Source organism: Pirellulales bacterium (assembly GCA_035533075.1).
GTDB lineage: Bacteria > Planctomycetota > Planctomycetia > Pirellulales > JAICIG01 > DASSFG01.
In genome coordinates this window covers 1-17,851 of sequence record DATLUO010000066.1, presented here as the reverse complement: position 1 = coordinate 17,851, position 17,851 = coordinate 1, and the positions used below count along the sequence as shown (strand labels likewise).

15 protein-coding genes are annotated in these 17,851 nt (G+C 64.0%); 11 read left to right on the top strand and 4 right to left on the bottom strand.

All coding sequences use genetic code 11. From position 1 onward, the window contains the following. Positions 1–81 precede the first annotated feature (81 nt). From VNH11_08825 to VNH11_08800, 6 genes are all read left to right on the top strand, one after another. Positions 82–1,200, top strand: a complete 1,119-nt coding sequence (locus tag VNH11_08825) for a PDZ domain-containing protein (protein HVA46463.1) — start codon at positions 82–84, stop codon at positions 1,198–1,200. Between the two features lie 107 nt (positions 1,201–1,307). After that, positions 1,308–2,552: a precorrin-6y C5,15-methyltransferase (decarboxylating) subunit CbiE gene (gene cbiE / locus VNH11_08820; protein HVA46462.1), complete on the top strand. Its 1,245-nt coding sequence runs from the start codon at positions 1,308–1,310 to the stop codon at positions 2,550–2,552. 177 nt (positions 2,553–2,729) lie between these two features. After that, complete coding sequence (locus VNH11_08815) at positions 2,730–3,116, top strand: hypothetical protein (GenBank protein ID HVA46461.1); 387 nt, start codon at positions 2,730–2,732, stop codon at positions 3,114–3,116. Between the two features lie 10 nt (positions 3,117–3,126). Continuing rightward, complete coding sequence (locus VNH11_08810; protein ID HVA46460.1) at positions 3,127–3,522, top strand: hypothetical protein; 396 nt, start codon at positions 3,127–3,129, stop codon at positions 3,520–3,522. Positions 3,523–3,565: 43 nt separating this feature from the next. Continuing rightward, positions 3,566–5,899 (top strand): S9 family peptidase, encoded by a 2,334-nt coding sequence (locus VNH11_08805; GenBank protein ID HVA46459.1) that lies wholly within the window; start codon positions 3,566–3,568, stop codon positions 5,897–5,899. Between the two features lie 75 nt (positions 5,900–5,974). Further along, the gene (locus VNH11_08800) at positions 5,975–6,892 is read left to right on the top strand and encodes a prenyltransferase/squalene oxidase repeat-containing protein (protein HVA46458.1); all 918 of its coding nucleotides are present in this window, start codon (positions 5,975–5,977) and stop codon (positions 6,890–6,892) included. Here the strand turns inward: VNH11_08800 and VNH11_08795 are convergent. Then, a complete protein-coding gene (locus tag VNH11_08795) occupies positions 6,889–7,098 on the bottom strand; it encodes a hypothetical protein (protein ID HVA46457.1) in 210 nt (69 codons plus the stop codon). The two genes, VNH11_08800 and VNH11_08795, sit on opposite strands and share 4 nt — an antisense overlap. A 327-nt stretch (positions 7,099–7,425) precedes the next feature. On the opposite strand from VNH11_08795, the gene VNH11_08790 reads away from it, so the two are divergent. Both VNH11_08790 and VNH11_08785 read left to right on the top strand, forming a co-directional pair. Next, the gene (locus VNH11_08790; GenBank protein HVA46456.1) at positions 7,426–8,460 is read left to right on the top strand and encodes a rhodanese-like domain-containing protein; all 1,035 of its coding nucleotides are present in this window, start codon (positions 7,426–7,428) and stop codon (positions 8,458–8,460) included. A 1-nt stretch (position 8,461) separates the two neighbouring features. Then, positions 8,462–8,896: a SufE family protein gene (locus VNH11_08785; GenBank protein ID HVA46455.1), complete on the top strand. Its 435-nt coding sequence runs from the start codon at positions 8,462–8,464 to the stop codon at positions 8,894–8,896. A 79-nt stretch (positions 8,897–8,975) separates the two neighbouring features. Here VNH11_08785 and VNH11_08780 read toward each other — a convergent pair whose 3' ends face one another. Further along, a complete protein-coding gene (locus VNH11_08780; protein ID HVA46454.1) occupies positions 8,976–9,356 on the bottom strand; it encodes a hypothetical protein in 381 nt (126 codons plus the stop codon). A 585-nt stretch (positions 9,357–9,941) separates the two neighbouring features. Here VNH11_08780 and VNH11_08775 point away from each other — a divergent pair. Further along, on the top strand, positions 9,942–11,333 hold the full coding sequence (locus tag VNH11_08775; protein HVA46453.1) for a right-handed parallel beta-helix repeat-containing protein: 1,392 nt from the start codon (positions 9,942–9,944) through the stop codon (positions 11,331–11,333). Here the strand turns inward: VNH11_08775 and VNH11_08770 are convergent, their stop codons facing one another. Then, positions 11,334–12,734 carry a DUF1552 domain-containing protein gene (locus VNH11_08770; GenBank protein HVA46452.1) on the bottom strand — a complete coding sequence of 467 codons (1,401 nt, stop codon included), beginning with the start codon at positions 12,732–12,734 and terminating at the stop codon, positions 11,334–11,336. Then, positions 12,731–14,836 (bottom strand): DUF1592 domain-containing protein, encoded by a 2,106-nt coding sequence (locus VNH11_08765; GenBank protein ID HVA46451.1) that lies wholly within the window; start codon positions 14,834–14,836, stop codon positions 12,731–12,733. Before VNH11_08765 ends, VNH11_08770 begins: the two co-directional genes overlap by 4 nt. An 847-nt stretch (positions 14,837–15,683) precedes the next feature. Here VNH11_08765 and VNH11_08760 point away from each other — a divergent pair. Together VNH11_08760 and VNH11_08755 are read left to right on the top strand one after the other, a co-directional pair. Next, positions 15,684–16,307, top strand: coding sequence for a hypothetical protein (locus tag VNH11_08760; protein HVA46450.1), 624 nt, complete (start codon positions 15,684–15,686; stop codon positions 16,305–16,307). Between the two features lie 71 nt (positions 16,308–16,378). Continuing rightward, positions 16,379–17,851: Ig-like domain-containing protein (locus VNH11_08755; GenBank protein ID HVA46449.1), on the top strand; the 1,473-nt coding region annotated here is incomplete at its 3' end.

Sequence of the window (17,851 nt, the reverse complement as noted above, 5' to 3'; positions counted from 1 at the left end):
TGGGCCGGCGCTCGCAAGCTCGCTCGCTCCCACCCTACGCCTCTCGTCAAACCTGTTGAACAAAAACGAAGGAGAATCCTCATGAAGGCAACAATGTCTCGACGGTGGTGGGCTTGTGTGGCGGCTGCGCCGCTGGTTTGTCTTGCCCCATCTAGGGACTCGGCGGCTGACGAAGCGCCTGGCAGCAATCCCACTCCTCAGAATCCGGCGCCGGCCCACGAAGACCCCGACGTTACCGTGCGGGTCGCGGAGCTCTGTCTTGAACTGTGGAACGCCACCGATCTCGATCTGAGGGTGATTCGACTGCCCTTCCACACCGATGTGATCGGGGCCGACGTGGCGCAGGTCGACGACGTGCTCCGTTCGCACTTGGGGCTGGGCGAGGGGAAGGGACTGGTCGTCACGGCGGTCGCGCACGGTGGCCCGGCGGCGAAGGCAGGCGTCGAGAAATACGACGTGCTGGTTACGGTCGGCAACCAGGAGATTGTGGCGATCGATGCCTTGCGCAAAGCGCTGGAGGCCTCGGCTCACAAACCGATTGCCCTGGGCTTCATTCGCGGCGGAAAAAAGCAGTCGGTCGAAGTGACGCCCCGATCGGCGACGGTCGCGCGGGCGCTGGCTTCGGCGGTGAATGAAGCGACCGCCGACACCAAGTATTGGCTGGGCGTCGGCCTGGCCGCGGCCGACGAGACCCTGCGTTCGCAGTTGTCGCTTCTCGTCGGAGGACTCGTGGTCACCAGCGTGGAAAGCGACAGTCCGGCGGCCAAGGCGGGCGTGTTGGTCAACGACGTGCTACTGAGTCTCGACGGCAGACCGTTGGTCGCCGTTCACGATCTCGGCCAGCAACTTCAGGAGATCGCCAACAAGCCGGTTTCACTCGAGTTACTGCGGCGCGGCAAGCCGGCCACGCTGACGGTGACGCCCGAAAAACGGGCCGTAGCCTCCGTACATGATCTGACGTTTCGGGTCAACGATTTGGCCTTCCCAGTGTATGCGCCGCAACAACTCCGCACCTGGACAACGAGCGCACAGATGGCCCACGGACTTGCCTTTATCACCGCACAAGCCAATCCGGATCTGGCCAAGCAAATCGGCGACCTGGAAGCACAAGTCAAGCAACTGGAAGCGTCGCTGGCGGCGTTGCGTGCCTCCGTCGAACCTCCCGCTCAGCCGGCACAGAGCGGCGAGGAAAAGAAATGACTCGCTGTGGTTGAGACTTGCCGCGTGTGCAACCGCCGATTCCTTGCTAAACTAACACCACGCCGGTTTATCGGGCAGCCTGTTAGACATCAGAAAGCGAGCTTGGCTTGGCAGACGCAAGAATCCACATCATCGGCATCGGCGACGACGGGCTGGAAGGCCTGACCAGCGCGGCCCGGCAGTTGATCGAACAGGCCGATCTGCTCATCGGGGCCGACCACTCGTTCGCCCGCCTGCCCAAGCTGGCCGCCGAGCGGATGGTGGTGGGCGCCAATCTCGACGGCGTCGTCGAACGGCTGGCGAACTTGCGCGGCAAACGGGCGGTGGTGGTGGTTTCAGGCGACCCGCTGTTTTACGGCATGGCCCGCTACCTGTGCGACAAGCTCGGCAAAGACCGCTTCGAGGTGTTGCCCCACGTCAGCAGCATGCAGCTTGCCTTTGCCCGCGTGAAAGAGAGCTGGGAAGAAGCCTATCTGACGAACCTGGCCAATCATTCGCTGGACCACGTCGCGGAAAAGATCCGCACCGCCGACAAGGTCGGCCTGTTCACCACCGAATCGCAACCGCCCGCCGCCGTGGCCAAGGCGCTGTTGTCGCGCGGCATCGATTATTTCAACGCCTACGTTTGCGAAAACCTCGGCTCGCCCGACGAGCGGGTCACTCAAGGCGATCTGCCGGAGCTGGCCGGGCAGGAATTCTCGCCCCTGAACGTCATGATCCTGGTGCGCAAACCGGGCGCCCCAGACCGGCCCAGCGACCGCATCGGGCGGCGAGTGTTTGGCAACCCCGACGAAGTCTTCTTGCAAACGAAGCCCAAGAAAGGGTTGCTCACGCCGGCCGAAGTGCGGTCGCTGGCCCTGGCTGAAATGGATCTTTCGGCCAACAGCACGGTTTGGGACGTCGGCGCCGGCAGCGGATCGGTGGCCATCGAAGCGGCCCAGCTCGCGGCGTCGGGCACGACCTATGCCATCGAGATGGACCCCGACGACCATAACCTCATCAAGGCCAACGCCGAGCGGCTCGGCGTGACGAATCTGGTGGCCGTGCTGGGCCGTGCGCCGGAAGCCTGGAACGGCCTGCCGGCGCCCGACAGTGTTTTTCTGGGCGGCAGCGGACGCGAGATCAGCCAGCTTGTCGACTTGGCCTACGATCGCTTGCGGCCGCGCGGCCGGTTGGTGGCCAATGTCGGCAGCATCGAGAACCTGGCCGAGGTCCACTCCACGCTGCAACGCCGCGTGCCCGACGTCAAGGTCTGGATGATCAACGTGGCCCGCGGAACCTATCAGTTGGAGCGCGTGCGGTTCGACGCTCTCAATCCCACGTTTTTGCTGGCCGCCGTCAAGCCGGCGTAAAAAGGGACGGCTCACTAGGAAAATGGCTGGCGCAACCTAAAATTAAGTGTCGTCCTGGAGACCTTCGGCATGTGCAGCTTAAAAGACCTCGATATTCAGTCTCGTGCCGCGGTCGCGCTCGTTGAAGAGTGGCAGACTCCCCACACGATCGTTCGCGCCATTTGGAAGCTTGAGGATTTGATCGGCTTGCTCGCGCGAGCAACCGCTGCTGCCCGCGACGTACAGAGGGAAATTACGAATCGAAGCGGGACGCCGGCTTTAGACAGCGCGGCCCAATACAACGTCACGTCGATAACGGCGTATTTGCTGGAGGCGCTGCAGCGGCTGAAACAAGCCGCCGACGGGGCGGTGCATATCGTGGAAATGTTCGACGGCCAGGGTTATTCGATCGACGGATCGGCAGAGCTCCGCGAATGTGCGGCAGCGTTGCCAGAGATCGTTGCCGACGTGGAGGCTTTCGCCGAAGGCTTGGAATGGGAAGAGTTGGAGCGGACTGCCATGCCTTCCGACCGCATCCGCGCCGTGGCGGACTATCTAAGCTCCACCGGACAGGCATCAGCGTGACGCAAAAGCGATGGCACCGGCACGCATACAAACCGGCAGCATCATCTGGGCGAAGGTCACCGATCCGCTAACGCAGGCGGAGCTTGAGCCGCACGCCGCCATCGTACTTAACCCCCAGCACGAAATTGACGCGGGCAGCGATTTAGATGTCTACGTTTGCACAACCAGTTTTCGCAATCGCCAACCCGGTTGGTTTGATGTGCCGACGAAGCCTGGCGGTCACGAGATGACGGGCCTGGATCAAGCGTGCGTCGTCAAGGCAACGTGGCACAACGTCGTGCCGCAAGCGAAGGTGCTGCGCATAAGCGGTCGGGCACCGAGCCGGTTGTTCAAGCAGTTGCAGAACTGGCTCGCCGACAAAGAGCGCGAACGGTTTCGGAAGCAACGCACGCCGCCAAGTTCGTGATGCTTCGAGTTGACGGATGTCGCTTTATACCTTAACAATCGCCATGAACTTCCACATTCTCACGCTCTTCAGCCCGGCAGGGGTCGGTTTGGCGACCTGTTGCCTCGTGCTCGGTTGCAACCCGGCAGCACGCGACGCGGCGCAGAAGCCCAAGCAACAACCGGCCGCCGAAGAGATCGCCCCGGCGGTCGAGGCCGAGCCGGCGGCACCGGCCGAAACGCCGTCACCGCAACCGCGCCGGCGACCGGACGAAGAGCCGATCGACGAGACACCGAAGACCGAGGAACAAAACGCGCACGAAGAAATAAAACCGGAGGCAAAAGTGAACAACGATCTGCCCGACACGCCGCTCATTCCCCGCAAGGTGCTGTTCGGCAACCCCGATCGCGCGGCCGCGAAAATCAGTCCCGACGGCCGGCGGCTGGCCTTCCTGGCGCCCGTCGAGGGCGTGCTGAACGTCTGGGTCGGGCCGCTCGACAAGCCGGACTCGGCACGGGCGGTGACGCACGACAAGCTGCGCGGCATCCGCACCTATCACTGGGCCTATACCAACGACCATATTATCTACCTGCAAGATGTGGGCGGCGACGAAAACTGGCACGTCTATCTCGTCGATCTGGCGACCAGCCAGGCGACCGACCTCACGCCGCTGGGTGAAGTGAACGCGCAGATCACCGGCATGAGCCACCGCCTGCCGGGCGAGATCATCGTGTCGCTCAACGACCGCAATCCCAGCGTCCACGACCTTTATCGCATCGACCTCGAAAGCCGCCGCCGCGAGCTGTTGGAAAAGAACACCGAGAACTTCACGGGCTATGTGCTCGACGACGACCTGGGCGTGCGGTTTGCCTCGCGGATGCTGCCCGACGGGGGCAGCGAACTGCTGCGCAAAGAGGGCGAGCGCTGGAGCCAGTTCGTCAACGTGCCGCGCGAAGACACACTGACGACGCAGGCCGTCGGCTTCGATAAGAGCGGCGACGTGCTCTATTTCATCGACAGCCGCCGGCGCAACACGGGCGCTCTGACGGCCTGGGACCTGACGAGCGGCCAGCAGACGCTGCTGGCGGAAAACGAGCACGCCGATATCGGCGAAGTGCTGGCTCATCCCACGGAGAACACGATCGAAGCCGTTTCGTTCAACTATCTGCGGAAAGAGTGGCAGCCGCTCGCTGAAGAGACGAAGGCCGATCTCGACTATCTGCGGAGCGTGACCGACGGCGAAATCACCATCGGCAGCCAGTCGCTCGACAACCGGCGTTGGATTGTGGCCTTCCTGCTCGACGACGGCCCGGTGAAATACTTCCTCTACGATCGGCCGCAAAAAAAGGCGACGTTTCTGTTCAACAACCGCGACGACCTGGCGGGCCGGCCGCTGGCGAAAATGCAGCCTGTGCTAATCAAAGCCCGCGATCGGCTGGAGTTGGTAAGTTATCTCACGCTGCCGCCGTGGGAACGCGACGGCGATGGTTTATCTGTAGGGAACGCACTCCGTGGCGTTCCGCCTGCCGAGGGAATAGGGAACGCACTCCGTGGCGTTCCGCCTGCCGCCCGCCCCCGCCGTCCGCTCCCGATGGTGCTCGACGTTCACGGCGGCCCGTGGGCGCGCGACGAATGGGGTTTTAATCCACTGCACCAGTGGCTGGCCAACCGCGGCTATGCCGTGCTCAGCGTCAACTTTCGCGGCTCGACCGGCTTGGGCAAGGAGTTCACCAATGCGGGCAACCGCGAGTGGGCCGGCAAAATGCACGACGACCTGATCGACGCCGTCGAGTGGGCCGTCCGCCAGCAGATTGCCGATCGCGACCGCATTGCCATCATGGGCGGCAGCTATGGCGGCTACGCCACGCTGGTGGGCCTGACGTTTACGCCCGAAACGTTCGCCTGCGGCATCGACATCGTCGGGCCGTCGAACATCCGCACGCTGCTCTCATCGATTCCGCCTTATTGGCAGCCGATGGTGCAGATGTTCAAAGACCGGGTGGGCGACTTCAGCACGCGTGAAGGGCAGGCGTTGCTGGAGAGCCGATCGCCGTTGACGCACGTGGCCCGCATCGCGCGGCCGCTGTTGATCGGGCAGGGCGCCAACGACCCGCGAGTAAAGCAGGCCGAGTCCGATCAGATCGTGCGTTTGATGCAAACGAAGCAGATTCCGGTCACCTATGTATTGTATCCCGACGAGGGTCACGGATTCGCCCGGCCTGAAAACCGGTTGTCGTTCAACGCCGTGGCCGAGGCGTTTTTAGCCGAACACCTGGGCGGGCGTTTCGAGCCGATCGGCGACGATTTCTCCGGGGCGTCGATTACCGTGCCCGCCGGGGCGGAAGGCGTGCCGGGACTCGCGGAGGCGCTGAGAGGCAGAGAGGCGGAGAAGGAGTGAGGGTGAGGGGGAAATTGCAAATTGCAATTTGCAAATTTGCAATTCTCTGACGCCTGACGCCTAATCGATACACACATGCTCGGCTACCTCGAAAGACTGACGTTGCGACTGGGACACGGCGTGGCGGCGTTGCCTGAAGATCTGCGCGCTCGGCAGGCGAGTTATCTCCGCGGCGCCCAACGCGATGACGGCGGCTTCGCCGGACGGGAAGGCGCCAGCGACCTCTATTATACGGCGTTTGGTCTGCGCGGCATGGCACTGTTGGGCGAGCTCGACGGCGAACCGGCCGAGCGGGCCGCGGCGTTTCTGCGGCGGCAGCTTGCCGGACAAGCGGCGATGGTCGATTTCATTTCGCTCTTGTTTGCCTCCGCGCTGCTCGAATCGGCCGCCGGCATCGATGTGTTCAGCGAATCGGCGGCCGACTGGCAAGACGCGGTGCTCGGACTGTTCGAGCGTTTCCGCCGGGCCGACGGTGGCTACGCCAAAACCGACCAAGGGCAATCGAGCAGCACCTATCACACGTTTCTGATCGTCATCGCCCAACAGTTGCTCGGCCGGCCGCCCGTGGAGGCTTCCCGGCTGATCGACTTTGTACGTTCGCGCCGGCGCGACGACGGCGGCTTCGTCGAGTTCGGGCCCATGCGCACCAGCGGCACGAACCCCACCGCGGCGGCCGCCGGGCTGCTGGGCGTTCTCGACGCCTTCGACGACGAGCTGCGCCGCGGCGTGATCGACTTTTTGTGCGCCAAGCAGACCGGCGAAGGCGGGTTGAAGGCCAACACGCCCATTCCCCTGGCCGACCTGCTGAGCACGTTTACCGGACTGTTGACGCTGGACGACCTGGGTGCGCTGGCCGATATCGACCGGGACGCCGCGCGGCACTATGCCGGGTCGCTCGAACACGACGGCGGTTTTCGCGCCGGCGCGTGGGACACTGCGGCCGACGTGGAATATACGTTCTACGGTCTCGGCACGCGGGCATTGCTCGCCTAGCCGAAGTCGATGGTCGACGTGCGGCGGCCGTCGATTGCGCCCGGCGAGACGAGCATCACTTCCACCGAGTTTTCTTCGGGCGATAAGCCGGCCCGTGTCCTCAACTGGCGGGCGCTCCATTCCGATCGGACTTGGGCCGCGCGCTCGGCAATTTCGTCAGGGGTCGGCCAAGGGTGCTCAACGTTAGGTCGCGCTCGCTTTCGCATAGATGGTTGCTCCTTCTTTGTGACACCCGGCCCGCGCACCATGCGCCGGCTGCGGGATTTGGCGTGGCGGCTGCGAAGCAAGTGGTATGCCGAGACCGCCCTCCATGGCCGAAAAACCAGGATAACCGCCCATTCCTCGATCACGCAAGTAGCGAAACACACGCAAACCGCCCAAATTCTGCACACTAGGGAAACGGGTTGGTTGGTGCCGAACCGACCAGCCTGGACGCTTCGCAGGCCATGCCACAACCGCGGACAGAATGCTATAATGCGCTCCTACCAAGAAACCCGGACCGCAGTCACCCTAAACCCAAGTACCAACCGCCCATGGCCGACTACGCCCATCCCGAAGTTCTCGTCAGCACCGATTGGGTCAACGAGCATCGCAGCGACCCCAATGTCCGCATCGTCGAGTCTGACGAGGACGTGTTGCTCTACCACCAGGGGCACATTCCCGAAGCCGTCAAGATCGACTGGCAAACCGACCTGCAAGACTCGCTGATACGGGACTACATCGGCAAAGAGAAGTTCGAGCAGCTTTGCCAGTCGAAAGGCATTTCCAACGACACCACCGTGGTGTTCTACGGCGACAAGAACAACTGGTGGGCCTGCTACGCCTTTTGGACGTTCAAGCTCTACGGACATGAAAAGTGCCTGATGATGAACGGCGGCCGCAAGCGATGGGAACTCGACGGCCGCGAACTGACCCGCGACCCCGAGCCGACCTACCCCTGCGGCAGCTACACCGCCAAAGACCAGGACAAGTCGATCCGGGCTTTCCGCGACGAGGTGCTCAAGCATCAACGTGGCGGCAAGCCGCTGATCGACGTCCGCTCTGTCGGCGAATACACCGGCGAGCTGTTTCACATGGAAGGGTATCCGCAAGAGGGCGCGCTGCGGGCCGGGCACATTCCCGGCGCGGCGAATGTTCCCTGGGCGCTGGCCGCCAACGACGACGGCACCTTCAAATCGGTCAAAGAACTGGAAAAGCTCTATCTCAAACAGCACGGCCTGAAGCGCCGCAGCCCGACCATCGCCTATTGCCGCATCGGCGAGCGGTCGAGCCACACCTGGTTCGTGCTGAAGTACCTGTTGGGTTTCAACAGCGTAAAGAACTACGACGGATCGTGGACCGAGTGGGGCAACCTGGTCGGCGCTCCGATCGAAAAAGGCATGCCGGAGTGCAAGCTGGTGCAAACGCCCGAAAAGAAGGCGGAAAAACCCGCGGCGAAACCGGCTGAAGCCACCACCGAGCCGCCGGAGGAAAGAGCGGAGGACGCACCGCCGGAAACCGCCCAGTCCGAGGAGGTGGCGGCCGTCGGCGCCGAGGCCGGTCCGTCGTCGGGCATGAGCGAGGGCTGAAATGGCGGGAAAGGCGCAACAACGCCTCGACGAGATCGCTGAAGAATTCGCCGAACTGACTCCACGCGAGCGGCTGGAGCTGTTGCTCGACTTTGCCGAAGGGTTGCCGGAATTGCCCGAACCGCTCCGCGCCGAACGCGACCGCGGGGAGCATCGGGTCCACGAGTGCATGACGCCGGTCTATTTGTGGGTGCAGGACGAGAACGGCCATGTGCGCATCTACGCCGACGTGGCGCCCGAGGCGCCCACGGTGAAGGGATTTGTCGGCATTCTGGTCGACGCCTTCTCCGGCGCCACGCCCGAAGAAGTGCTCCGCGTGCCGGCCGACGTCCTCCGGCGGCTGGGCCTGCTGGAGGCATTAGGCATGGTCCGCATGCGTGGCCTATCGGCCATTTTGAACCGCATTCGCGCCGATGTCGTCAAGCTGGCGGCGTAAAGCGAGAGGGAGCGGAGGAGAGAGGGAGCGAATCAAAGCTCGCCGTCCCTCCTTCTCTCCGTCCCTTCGTCTCTCCCTCTCACAAATCGCGTCCCTCCAACCGTTCGGCGCCCGGCGGATGATGCATCGGCCGCTCGGTCTCCAGGTCGGGGCCAAGCTCGTGGCAGGCAGCGATCACGGCGTAAAACACGCGGCGGGCCTGCGGGTAGTCGCCCAGTTCCTCCAACAGCTCGCTGTTGTGCCCGCCGAACGCGCCGCCATGCTCTTCGCGCAGCTCGTTCATGTGCTCCATGACGCGGTGGTGCAGATCGACGGGCGGATGATCGAGAATCTCGGCGGCCCGGCGTTCGACGAGATCGAAGGCTTGCGGGTCGCGCATCGAATATGGCGACAAGGCCGTAAAGTGCCGCGCCGTTTGCATGAAGGCGGCCAAAAATTCTTTGTCCGATTCGTCGTTCATGGTCGCGTGGCCGTTGTATGTGTTCGCAAAGCCCTGACTCATTGTAGGATTTGCCGCCCGCAAAGTCGAAGGTTGGAGCTACTGCGCAACGCCGTCGATTTCGGCTGCGAAAAACACCGAGAATTGGCGCGGAATCTGTTTCACGCGCCACATCCGGGCTTCGTCGGCGGGCGCAAGCGACACACATGTCGCGTCGGCGCGGGGCCGACAAGCGACGGGCAGGGGGATTGAGCGTCGAGACGCTCGCGCACAATCGGCCCGGGGTGCGCGACAAAAGCGCCGCGCGGGGCTTGTGGAAGTAATGGTCTGCTAACACAACATGTTGTGGTCGCTCGCCGAATCTTTCGCATCATCTTGTGCAGGCAGTGGAATACTTCCACAAGCCCCGCGCGGCGATTCTGTTCTGCGCCGTCTCGAAGACCGGGATTAAAAAGAGTCCCTCGCGCAAAACAAAGGCGCCGCGCGCGCGGCGCTTTTGTTTTGCGCACGTGTCCGCGCGACAGGGCACCCGCCCGTCGGCATCGCCATAAAGTATTGAGCCATCTAGATTTACAGAGGCAGCCCTTCTCGAGTAAACTGAACCTCATGAGTAACGTCCGCGATTTTGGCGCCGCCGGCCACGGCAGGCTCGATGACACCGAAGCCGTCCTGCACGCGCTGGCCGATGGCGACGGCCTGCTTTCGTTTCCGCCCGGCACCTACCTGATCTCGCGGACCATCGAAGTCGATCTGGCCCGGCGCGGCCGCTTCGCCGTCGAGGGTTTCGGAGGCACGGCCAAGATCGTCATGGCCGGACCCGGCCCCGCCTTCCACCTCATCGGCACCCACGACAAAACGGCCGACCCCACAGGATTCAAGCCCGGCGTCTGGACCAGCCAACGCATGCCGACGGTCGCCAACATCGAGATCGAAGGCCGACACGCCGCCGCGTCGGGCTTTCTGCTCGAAGGGACGATGCAAGCCACCTTCGAGGGCGTGCTGCTGCGGGAACTGGTCGACGGCATCCGCCTGCACGGCCGGGCGCGCAACCTGCTCGTCTCGCACTGCCACATCCACAACAACCGCGGCGTCGGCATCTTTCTCGACCGCGTGAACCTGCACCAGGCCATCGTCACCGGCTCGCACATCAGCTATTGCCGCCGGGCGGGCATCCAGATCGTCGGCTCCGAAATCCGCAACCTGCAAATCTGCGGCAACGACATCGAATACAACTTCGACCCGAACGAGCACGATTCAGCCGACATCTCGATCGACTCGACCGCCGACGGCTCCTCGGTCCGCGAAGGTACCATCGTGGGCAACACCATCCAGGCCAAGTACAGCCCCGGCGGCGCCAACGTGCGGATCGTCGGCCGCAACGCCCGGCAAAACCACAAGGCCGGCATGTTTACCATCTCCGACAACCTGATCGGCAGCCAGGAGATCAACGTCCACCTGGTGGCCTGCCGCGGCGTGGTGGTGTCGGGCAACGTCATCTACAGCGGGCACCGACGCAACATCGAGCTCGAAGGCTCGCGCAACATCGTGCTGGCCTCGAACAGCTTCGACCATAACCCCGACTACGGCGAGCGCGAGCTTTGCACGGGCGTGCGCTTGGCCGAAAGTCACGACTGCACACTGACCGGCTGCATTCTGCACGACTGCCAGGCCGGCCAGCACACCGTCGCCGGAGTGTTGCCGCTGGCGCGCGAAGCCCTGCTGGAGATCGTCCGTTGCCAGCGGATCAACGTCAGCGGCTGCCAGGTGCTCGACGGTCAGCCTTATGGAATTCTCGTCGAGGGTTCCAGCCTGGTCAGCATCACCGGCACAAGCGTTTTGGAGACGCGGACCGAAAAGAAGACGCGGGCCGCCATTCGCCTTCGCGGCGAAGGCCGGTCGAACCTCGTGGCCACCAACATCCTGGCTCGCGGCCTCGACGATTCCATCACGCGCGACGACGGCTTCGAGGCCCGGCTGGCGGAAAACGTCGAGGTGTAGCTAAATCTCGTCGAGCCGGCCGGTCGAGTCGCCGAAGCGATCGAGCGCTCGAACTCCGCAGCGATCGGCGAGCCCCAGGAACAGGTTGCTGACCGGCTTCGAGCCATGTTGGATATAGCGCCCGCCTTTGAGCGAACCGCCGCCGGCGCCGGCCAACACGATCGGCAGGTTGGTGTGCGTGTGCCGGTTGGCGTCGGCGTTGCCGCCGCCGTAGACGATCATCGAATTGTGGAGCAGCGAGTTGCCGTCGACGTCGCTCGTCTCGCGGAGCCGGCCGAGAAACCGAGAAAACTGCCGCGCGTACCACAAGTCGATCTCGGTCACCTTCTGGATCCAGTCGGCGCGGTTCTGATGGTGCGTCAGATCGTGGTGGCCTTCGGAAATGCCGATGTCGTCGAACGACCGATTGCTGCCGTCGTGCGCCAACAGCAGCGTGCCCACGCGCGTCGAATCGCTCTCGAACGCCAACAGCAACAGATCGTACATGAGCTGCACGTATTCCGCGTACTCGGCGGGGACGCCCGCCGGAGCATCGACGCCGGGATCGCGAGGCCCGCCGAACGTCTCGGCTTTGGCGATGCGCGATTCGATTTCGCGGACGCCGGTCAGATACTGGTCGAGCTTGTCGTTGTCGCGGGCACTGAGCCGCCGCTGCATCGCGCGGGCGTCTTCGCGCACGAAATCGAGCACCGACCGCTGCTCTTGCCGCCGGCGAAGGGCGTTGGCCTGGCGCTCGCCCGGCGGCCCTTCGCCAAACAGCCGTTCGAACGCCAGTCGCGGATTCGCTTCGGGAGTCATCGGCGTGGTGGGCGAACTCCACGACAAATTGAATTGATAGGCGCAGGCATATCCCGAGTCGCAAGCGCCCGACTTGCGCACCGCGTCGCACGTCAACTCAAGCGAGGGCAGGCGCGTCAGGTGCCCAACTTCACGCGCCAACACCTGATCGATGGAGACGCCCGCACGGACGTTGGTCGCACTTTTGTTCAGGCGGACGCCGGTCAGAAACGTGCCGCCGCCGCGGGCATGGTCGCCGGCACCGTCCGGTCCGGCCTCCGCGTTTTTGTGGTCGAGTCCACCCAGCACCTGCACGAAGTCCTTAAGCGGCTCCAGCGGCTGGAGCGTGCGGCTCCACTGGAAATCGGCCCCGTCCCCCTCGGGCCAAAAGGCATCGGGAATCGCGCCGTTGGGAAAGAACACAAACGCCGTGCGCAAGGGCGCCCCACTGGCCGTGGTCGCCAGGCCAGCCGCCGATTCGGCTGCCAACAGCTTCGCCGGCCGGAGCGACTCAAATGCCGGCAAGGCGATCGCGGCCCCGACGCCGCGCAAAAAATGGCGGCGGTTCAGTCCAGCGCCGCGCAACGCGGACTCGGTTCGTTCGGCGAGAGAACGGCGGTTCATGGTTCGCTCCTGACAAGTTCGGCTCTGCATCTTTGGAACGGCACAGATTGGATGATACCAGAAATCAGCACCGACGGGCGACCTTTTTCCTGTTCGAGCCGCTCCACGAGGACGTCGACCGCGGCCACGTCATAATAGTCGAGCCCGCGCCCCAAGGCGTAGATCAGTAGTTTTTCGGTCAAACAGCGGTAGAAATCGCGGCGACGCTCCGTCACCAGAATATGCTTCAATTCGCGAATATTCGTAAAGGATTCGCCCGTGAGCAACGTGCCGGACGTATCGATCGGGCGATCGTCGCGGCTTGCGCGGAGCATGCCCAGGGCATTGAAGTCTTCCAGCGCCAGGCCGAGCGGGTCGAGCCGGTTGTGGCACGAATTGCACAGTGCCTGGCTGCGGTGCAGTTCGAGTTGCTGCCGCAACGTCGAGCGCTCGGCGAGCTGTTTGGCGGCGTCTTCCAGTGGCGGAATGTCGGGAGGCGGCGGCGGGGGAGGCGTTCCCAGCACGTTGTCGAGAATGAACAGCCCGCGCTTGACCGGCGACGTGCGGTCGGGGTTCGACGTGACCGCCAACACGGTGCCTTGCGTCAGAATCCCTCCCCGCGGACTGTCGGGCGGAAGCTGCACCCGCCGCATTTCGTTCCCCTCGACGCCCTCGATGCCGTAGTGTTTGCCCAACCGCTCGTTCAAGAAGGAATAATTGCAGTCGATCAGTTCCAGCAAGCTGCGGTCTTCCCGCACGATGTGGGCGAAGAGCATCTCCGTTTCGTCGCGCATGGCCCGCCGCAACTCGCCGTCCAGCTCGAACTGGCGAAACCGCCCGGACCGCGACCGAAAGGCGGCCCGCACGGCTTCCAACTCGGCCTTCTCTTCCGCGGTCAGGCTCTCGAACGGCCGGCGGCGCAACTCGCGAAATCGGTCCCGACGTCGTTCCGCCTCGGGGTCGGGCGGCCGGTCGCCCGCAATCACGGCGAAGACGTTGATGTCCACCGAGTCGATGTCGCGGACCTGCAGCCACTGCCCGGTGAAGTGCCGCACAAACTCGCCCGATCGCGGGTCGGACAACATCCGCTTGACTTGCGCCGAAAGGTTTTCCCGTAGCTTGTGCTCGGCCGCCATCCGAAACAGCTCTTCGTCGGGCATGGTCGACCAGAGGAAATACGACAAGCGCGTGGCGAGCGAGTATTCGTCGATCAACGGGTGCGCGGGCGGCGCCGTCGGTTCCGCCGTCTCTTCGCGGAACAGGAACCGGGGCGAAGCCAAAATGGCCGTGAGCGCGCGGGCGACGCCTCCTTCGAAGCTTTGCCCCGGCTGATGGGCAACGCTCTCGGCGAGCTTCACCAACCGCTCGACGGTTTCCGGTCCGGGCGGCCGGCGAAAAGCACGCCCGGCGAAGCGCCCCAGAATCTCACCGGCATACTGGCGACGTTCGGCATCGGTTGCGGGAACGTCGCGGGGAAAAAGCCGCGCGCGATCCGCCTGTTTGACGATGGTCTCGGCGGCGGCGACGTATTTTTCGAAAAGCAACGGCGAGATCGTCAACACGTCGCCGATATTATCGAAGCCATAGCCCGTGTCGTCGGCCGGAAACTCGCCCGACGTGTCGTAATTGACGCCAATCAAATCCCGGATGGTGTTTCGATATTCGACGCGGTTCAGCCGGCGGACCGTCACCTGTCCGGGGTCGGGATGTTGCGGGTCGATCTGGAACGCGGCGGTTTTGATCCAATGTTCGATGCGCGCTAGTTCGTCGCTCGACGGCCGCGGCTCGCCGTGCGGCGGCATCAAGCCGGCCCGCAGTTGCTTGAGGGCCTTCCACCACAGATCGCGGCTGTCGACAAGCTGGCGGTCCGACGTGAACTGATCGAAGGCCACTTCGGCCGTGACGTTGCCTTGGCCGTGGCAGTCGAAGCAGTACTTGGCCAGCACGGGAGCAACGTTCTGTCGAAAGGCGTCCGCCGCCTGGGCCGATCGGTCTTTCGGCTCCTGCGCGGAAACGGGCCGCACCCTAGAAGCGTGCAACGCCAAAATGCAAACATTGGCGGCGACGATCAAACTGCAGTTCCGACGGATCAACATCAGGGCCTCCACGAGGGGTTCTGCCATCGCCCCCAGGTTCTCACGATAACGCACTGGGGGCCGGGCGGGTAGAGGACGACGGTCCACTCCTGGGGCCACGCGCCAGCCGTCCTGACCGCCAAACGCCCGGCTCCGCACGCCTTGGATCAGTTGACTGAGCCGGCCCGACCGACGGCGCCGGGTTGCCCCGCAACGTCGTGCTTGCCGTCCGGCCCGCGTAGGAGATTTTTTGCAGCCGGCCGATTGACAGAGTGCATCGTCAACTGCTAGGTTGACCACCCAGACCGCAGGGCCAGCAGCGTTTGGCGGTCGGACATTTTGATTGTTCCTCCGGACCAGAGAAGAAGGATTGTCGTTCGCCGGTGCCATTTTTGGCCCCGCGACAAGGAGGACGGCGATGCGTAACGCGGAGACGTTTTTTTCATCGGCCGCTTGCCGGCGCGGTTCCGCTCCCCGCGAATGGCGCAGCGCTCTTCCGCTCTTCCGCTCTTCCGCTCTTCCGCTCTTCCGCTCTTCCGCTCTTCCGCTCTTCCGCTCTTCCGCTCTTCCGCTCTCGTTGCGCGCGGACTTCGTCGGCTCGAGGCGGTAGCCGAATTCGTGAGAATTCGGGGTGCCGTGCGCGCGGGAGCGGATTCATTCCGCCCCTTCGATCCGCGCGGTGCGCGTCTTTACGCGCCGGAATTCCCCGCGATTCATGCCGGTTGGGGCCGGGGAGCAGACATGCACCTCGCCGCTCGGCGAGCCAAGATGACCGTCCGATACAGCGGAATCGCCGCAGGGAGCAGACACGCACCTCGCTCTCGGGGGCGGCCCCTCCGCCGGGCGCGCGGCATCAGCACTCCCCCAATACACACCGAATACCGACGAGAATGCCATGATCCAAGCGACTGATCGTCATTCCACTCCTCGCGGCGCCACGCCCGGCGCCTGCTCTGCGGATATCCGCATGGACGTGCCTGCCGACGACTGGACGCTCGACGAGCTGCTCGACCGGGCTGCCTGGGAAAACCAGCAAATCGGCAAATCGCGACGCTGTTCGCCACGTTACTGGTACTACGGCAAATCGCTGCTCTTGGCGCAGTCGCAGGTCGGGAAGGGAGGATGGAAAGCGTACTGCACCGAAAAAGAGGTCAACCTCGACGCCTGGAAGCGCGGTCGCTTGTTGGCCCTGGCGTTTCCCTCGCCCGACGACGTGGCCGACCTCACCGTCGAGGCGGCCACAGCGCTGGCCCGCGAGCTGCTTGGGCTTCCCGCGCGTCAGACCAAGGCCGACACCAAGCTCCGCCGCGCGCTCACGTTGATGGGCAAATCGCTGCAAAAGCGGCTCGACGACTTTCCGCAAGTCAGCAGCACCGACGGGCTTTGCCGGCGCATCGACAACGTAACCCGGTTGCTGCGCACGCTCGACCAGGAATGTACCGCGTTGGAGAGACGCCTCTGCCAAAAACGCCTTCGCTCGGCCGTGGCCAAACCTCGCCGCGTCAAACGCCCCAAGTGACCCCAAGGCCGGACCGCCGATCAAAACCCAAGACTTAAGACCCAAATCCCAAGACCCAAGCAGGAGGCCCCATGTTCCACCTCTTTACCACCTTCCTCGGTATCAAGGTTCTTCCGCGGCCAGCGAAGAAGCGGAAACGGCACCACGACCATCGCTCGGCGCTCCAGGAGCGGCTCGAACCGCGGCTCATGCTGTCCATCACCGCGAACGACGCCAATTACAACGCCTCCAGCGCGGCCACCCTCAACGTCGCCGCGCCCGGCCTGCTGGCCGACTGCACCGACACCGGCGGTTACCAGATGAGCGCCTACATGATGGGCGGCCCCAGCGACGGCACCGCCAGCGTCAACACCGACGGCAGCTTCTCCTACACGCCCGATCAGAACTACACCGGGCAAGATACCTTCGAGTATTACGCCACCGATACCAACGGCGGCCGCAGCAATATCGCCGCCGTCCAGCTCGATGTGCAGATGGGCGTCGTGACCTTCGTCGATTCCACCAAGCTCCCCGTCGATACGATCGACGTCAGCCGGCAGATTCTCAACGATCCCTACGCCGACCAGGCCGTCACCTCGCCTTTGCCGGCCGGCGGTTCGGGCGGCACGGTCATCTCGGCCGAACCGGCCGACGGAGCGCCCGCCACCGCCCACAACCTCTCGCTTCAGTACAATAGCGTTGCGGGCAGCCCCGACGTGGTGCTCGAAGGCGACGCCCAGCTCGCCATCGCCTCCGGCACGCTCGGCACGGTCGAGATCTCCGCCACCTTGAACGGCGCCGCCGCCGGCACCAGCTACTTCACCACCCAGTATCTCGGCGCCGATCCCACCGTCCACGTGGCCATCCAGACCAGCACCTCGCTGGCCACCGGCTGCTATCCCTACACGCTGACCCTCAGCGGCAGCACCTACGGCACACCCACCATCAGCGGCTACGTGAACGTGGTCAACAACAGCGCCAGCCCGTTCGGCCTGGGCTGGGACATGCGCGGCCTCGACCGCCTCTTCCAGAACAGCGTGCCGGGCGTGCCCGCCGGCGTGCTGCTGACCGATGGCAGCGGCGAGGGCTTTTATTTCACGGCCGGTTCGGGAAATTCATACACCAGCCCCGCCGGCCCCCACGCCTTCGACACGCTCACCGCCGTCACGGGCGGCGGCTGGCAGCTTGTGACGCACCAGGGCGTGACCTTCAACTTCGACTCCTCCGGCGATCTCACCAGCCGCGTCGAGCGCACCGGCGAAACGACCGCCTACGGCTGGACCGGCGGCGATCTGACCTCGATCACCGATCAATTCGGAAGGTCCGTCGATTTGAGCTATGCCTCGGGGCTGCTCAGTTCGATTACGGATTACGCGGCCAACGTCTGGAGCGTTGGTATGACCTCCGGGGACCTGACCAGCGTAACGGAACCGGACCCAGGATCCGGCTCGCCGGTGTGGCAATACGCCTACAGCGGCGGCTACATGACCAGCGAAACCGATCCCATGTCGGGCCAGACGGTGTTCACGCTCAACAGCAACCACCGCCTCAGTGGCACAACGCTG

What these genes read in the sequence shown, in the direction of transcription:
- VNH11_08825 (HVA46463.1), top strand. Translation starts at nt 82, where the DNA reads ATGAAGGCAACAATGTCTCGACGGTGGTGGGCTTGTGTGGCGGCTGCG.
- VNH11_08810 (HVA46460.1), top strand. Translation starts at nt 3,127, where the DNA reads ATGGCACCGGCACGCATACAAACCGGCAGCATCATCTGGGCGAAGGTC.
- VNH11_08805 (HVA46459.1), top strand. Translation starts at nt 3,566, where the DNA reads ATGAACTTCCACATTCTCACGCTCTTCAGCCCGGCAGGGGTCGGTTTG.
- VNH11_08800 (HVA46458.1), top strand. Translation starts at nt 5,975, where the DNA reads ATGCTCGGCTACCTCGAAAGACTGACGTTGCGACTGGGACACGGCGTG.
- VNH11_08795 (HVA46457.1), bottom strand. Translation starts at nt 7,098, where the DNA reads ATGCGAAAGCGAGCGCGACCTAACGTTGAGCACCCTTGGCCGACCCCT.
- VNH11_08790 (HVA46456.1), top strand. Translation starts at nt 7,426, where the DNA reads ATGGCCGACTACGCCCATCCCGAAGTTCTCGTCAGCACCGATTGGGTC.
- VNH11_08785 (HVA46455.1), top strand. Translation starts at nt 8,462, where the DNA reads ATGGCGGGAAAGGCGCAACAACGCCTCGACGAGATCGCTGAAGAATTC.
- VNH11_08780 (HVA46454.1), bottom strand. Translation starts at nt 9,356, where the DNA reads ATGAACGACGAATCGGACAAAGAATTTTTGGCCGCCTTCATGCAAACG.
- VNH11_08775 (HVA46453.1), top strand. Translation starts at nt 9,942, where the DNA reads ATGAGTAACGTCCGCGATTTTGGCGCCGCCGGCCACGGCAGGCTCGAT.
- VNH11_08770 (HVA46452.1), bottom strand. Translation starts at nt 12,734, where the DNA reads ATGAACCGCCGTTCTCTCGCCGAACGAACCGAGTCCGCGTTGCGCGGC.
- VNH11_08765 (HVA46451.1), bottom strand. Translation starts at nt 14,836, where the DNA reads ATGGCAGAACCCCTCGTGGAGGCCCTGATGTTGATCCGTCGGAACTGC.
- VNH11_08760 (HVA46450.1), top strand. Translation starts at nt 15,684, where the DNA reads ATGATCCAAGCGACTGATCGTCATTCCACTCCTCGCGGCGCCACGCCC.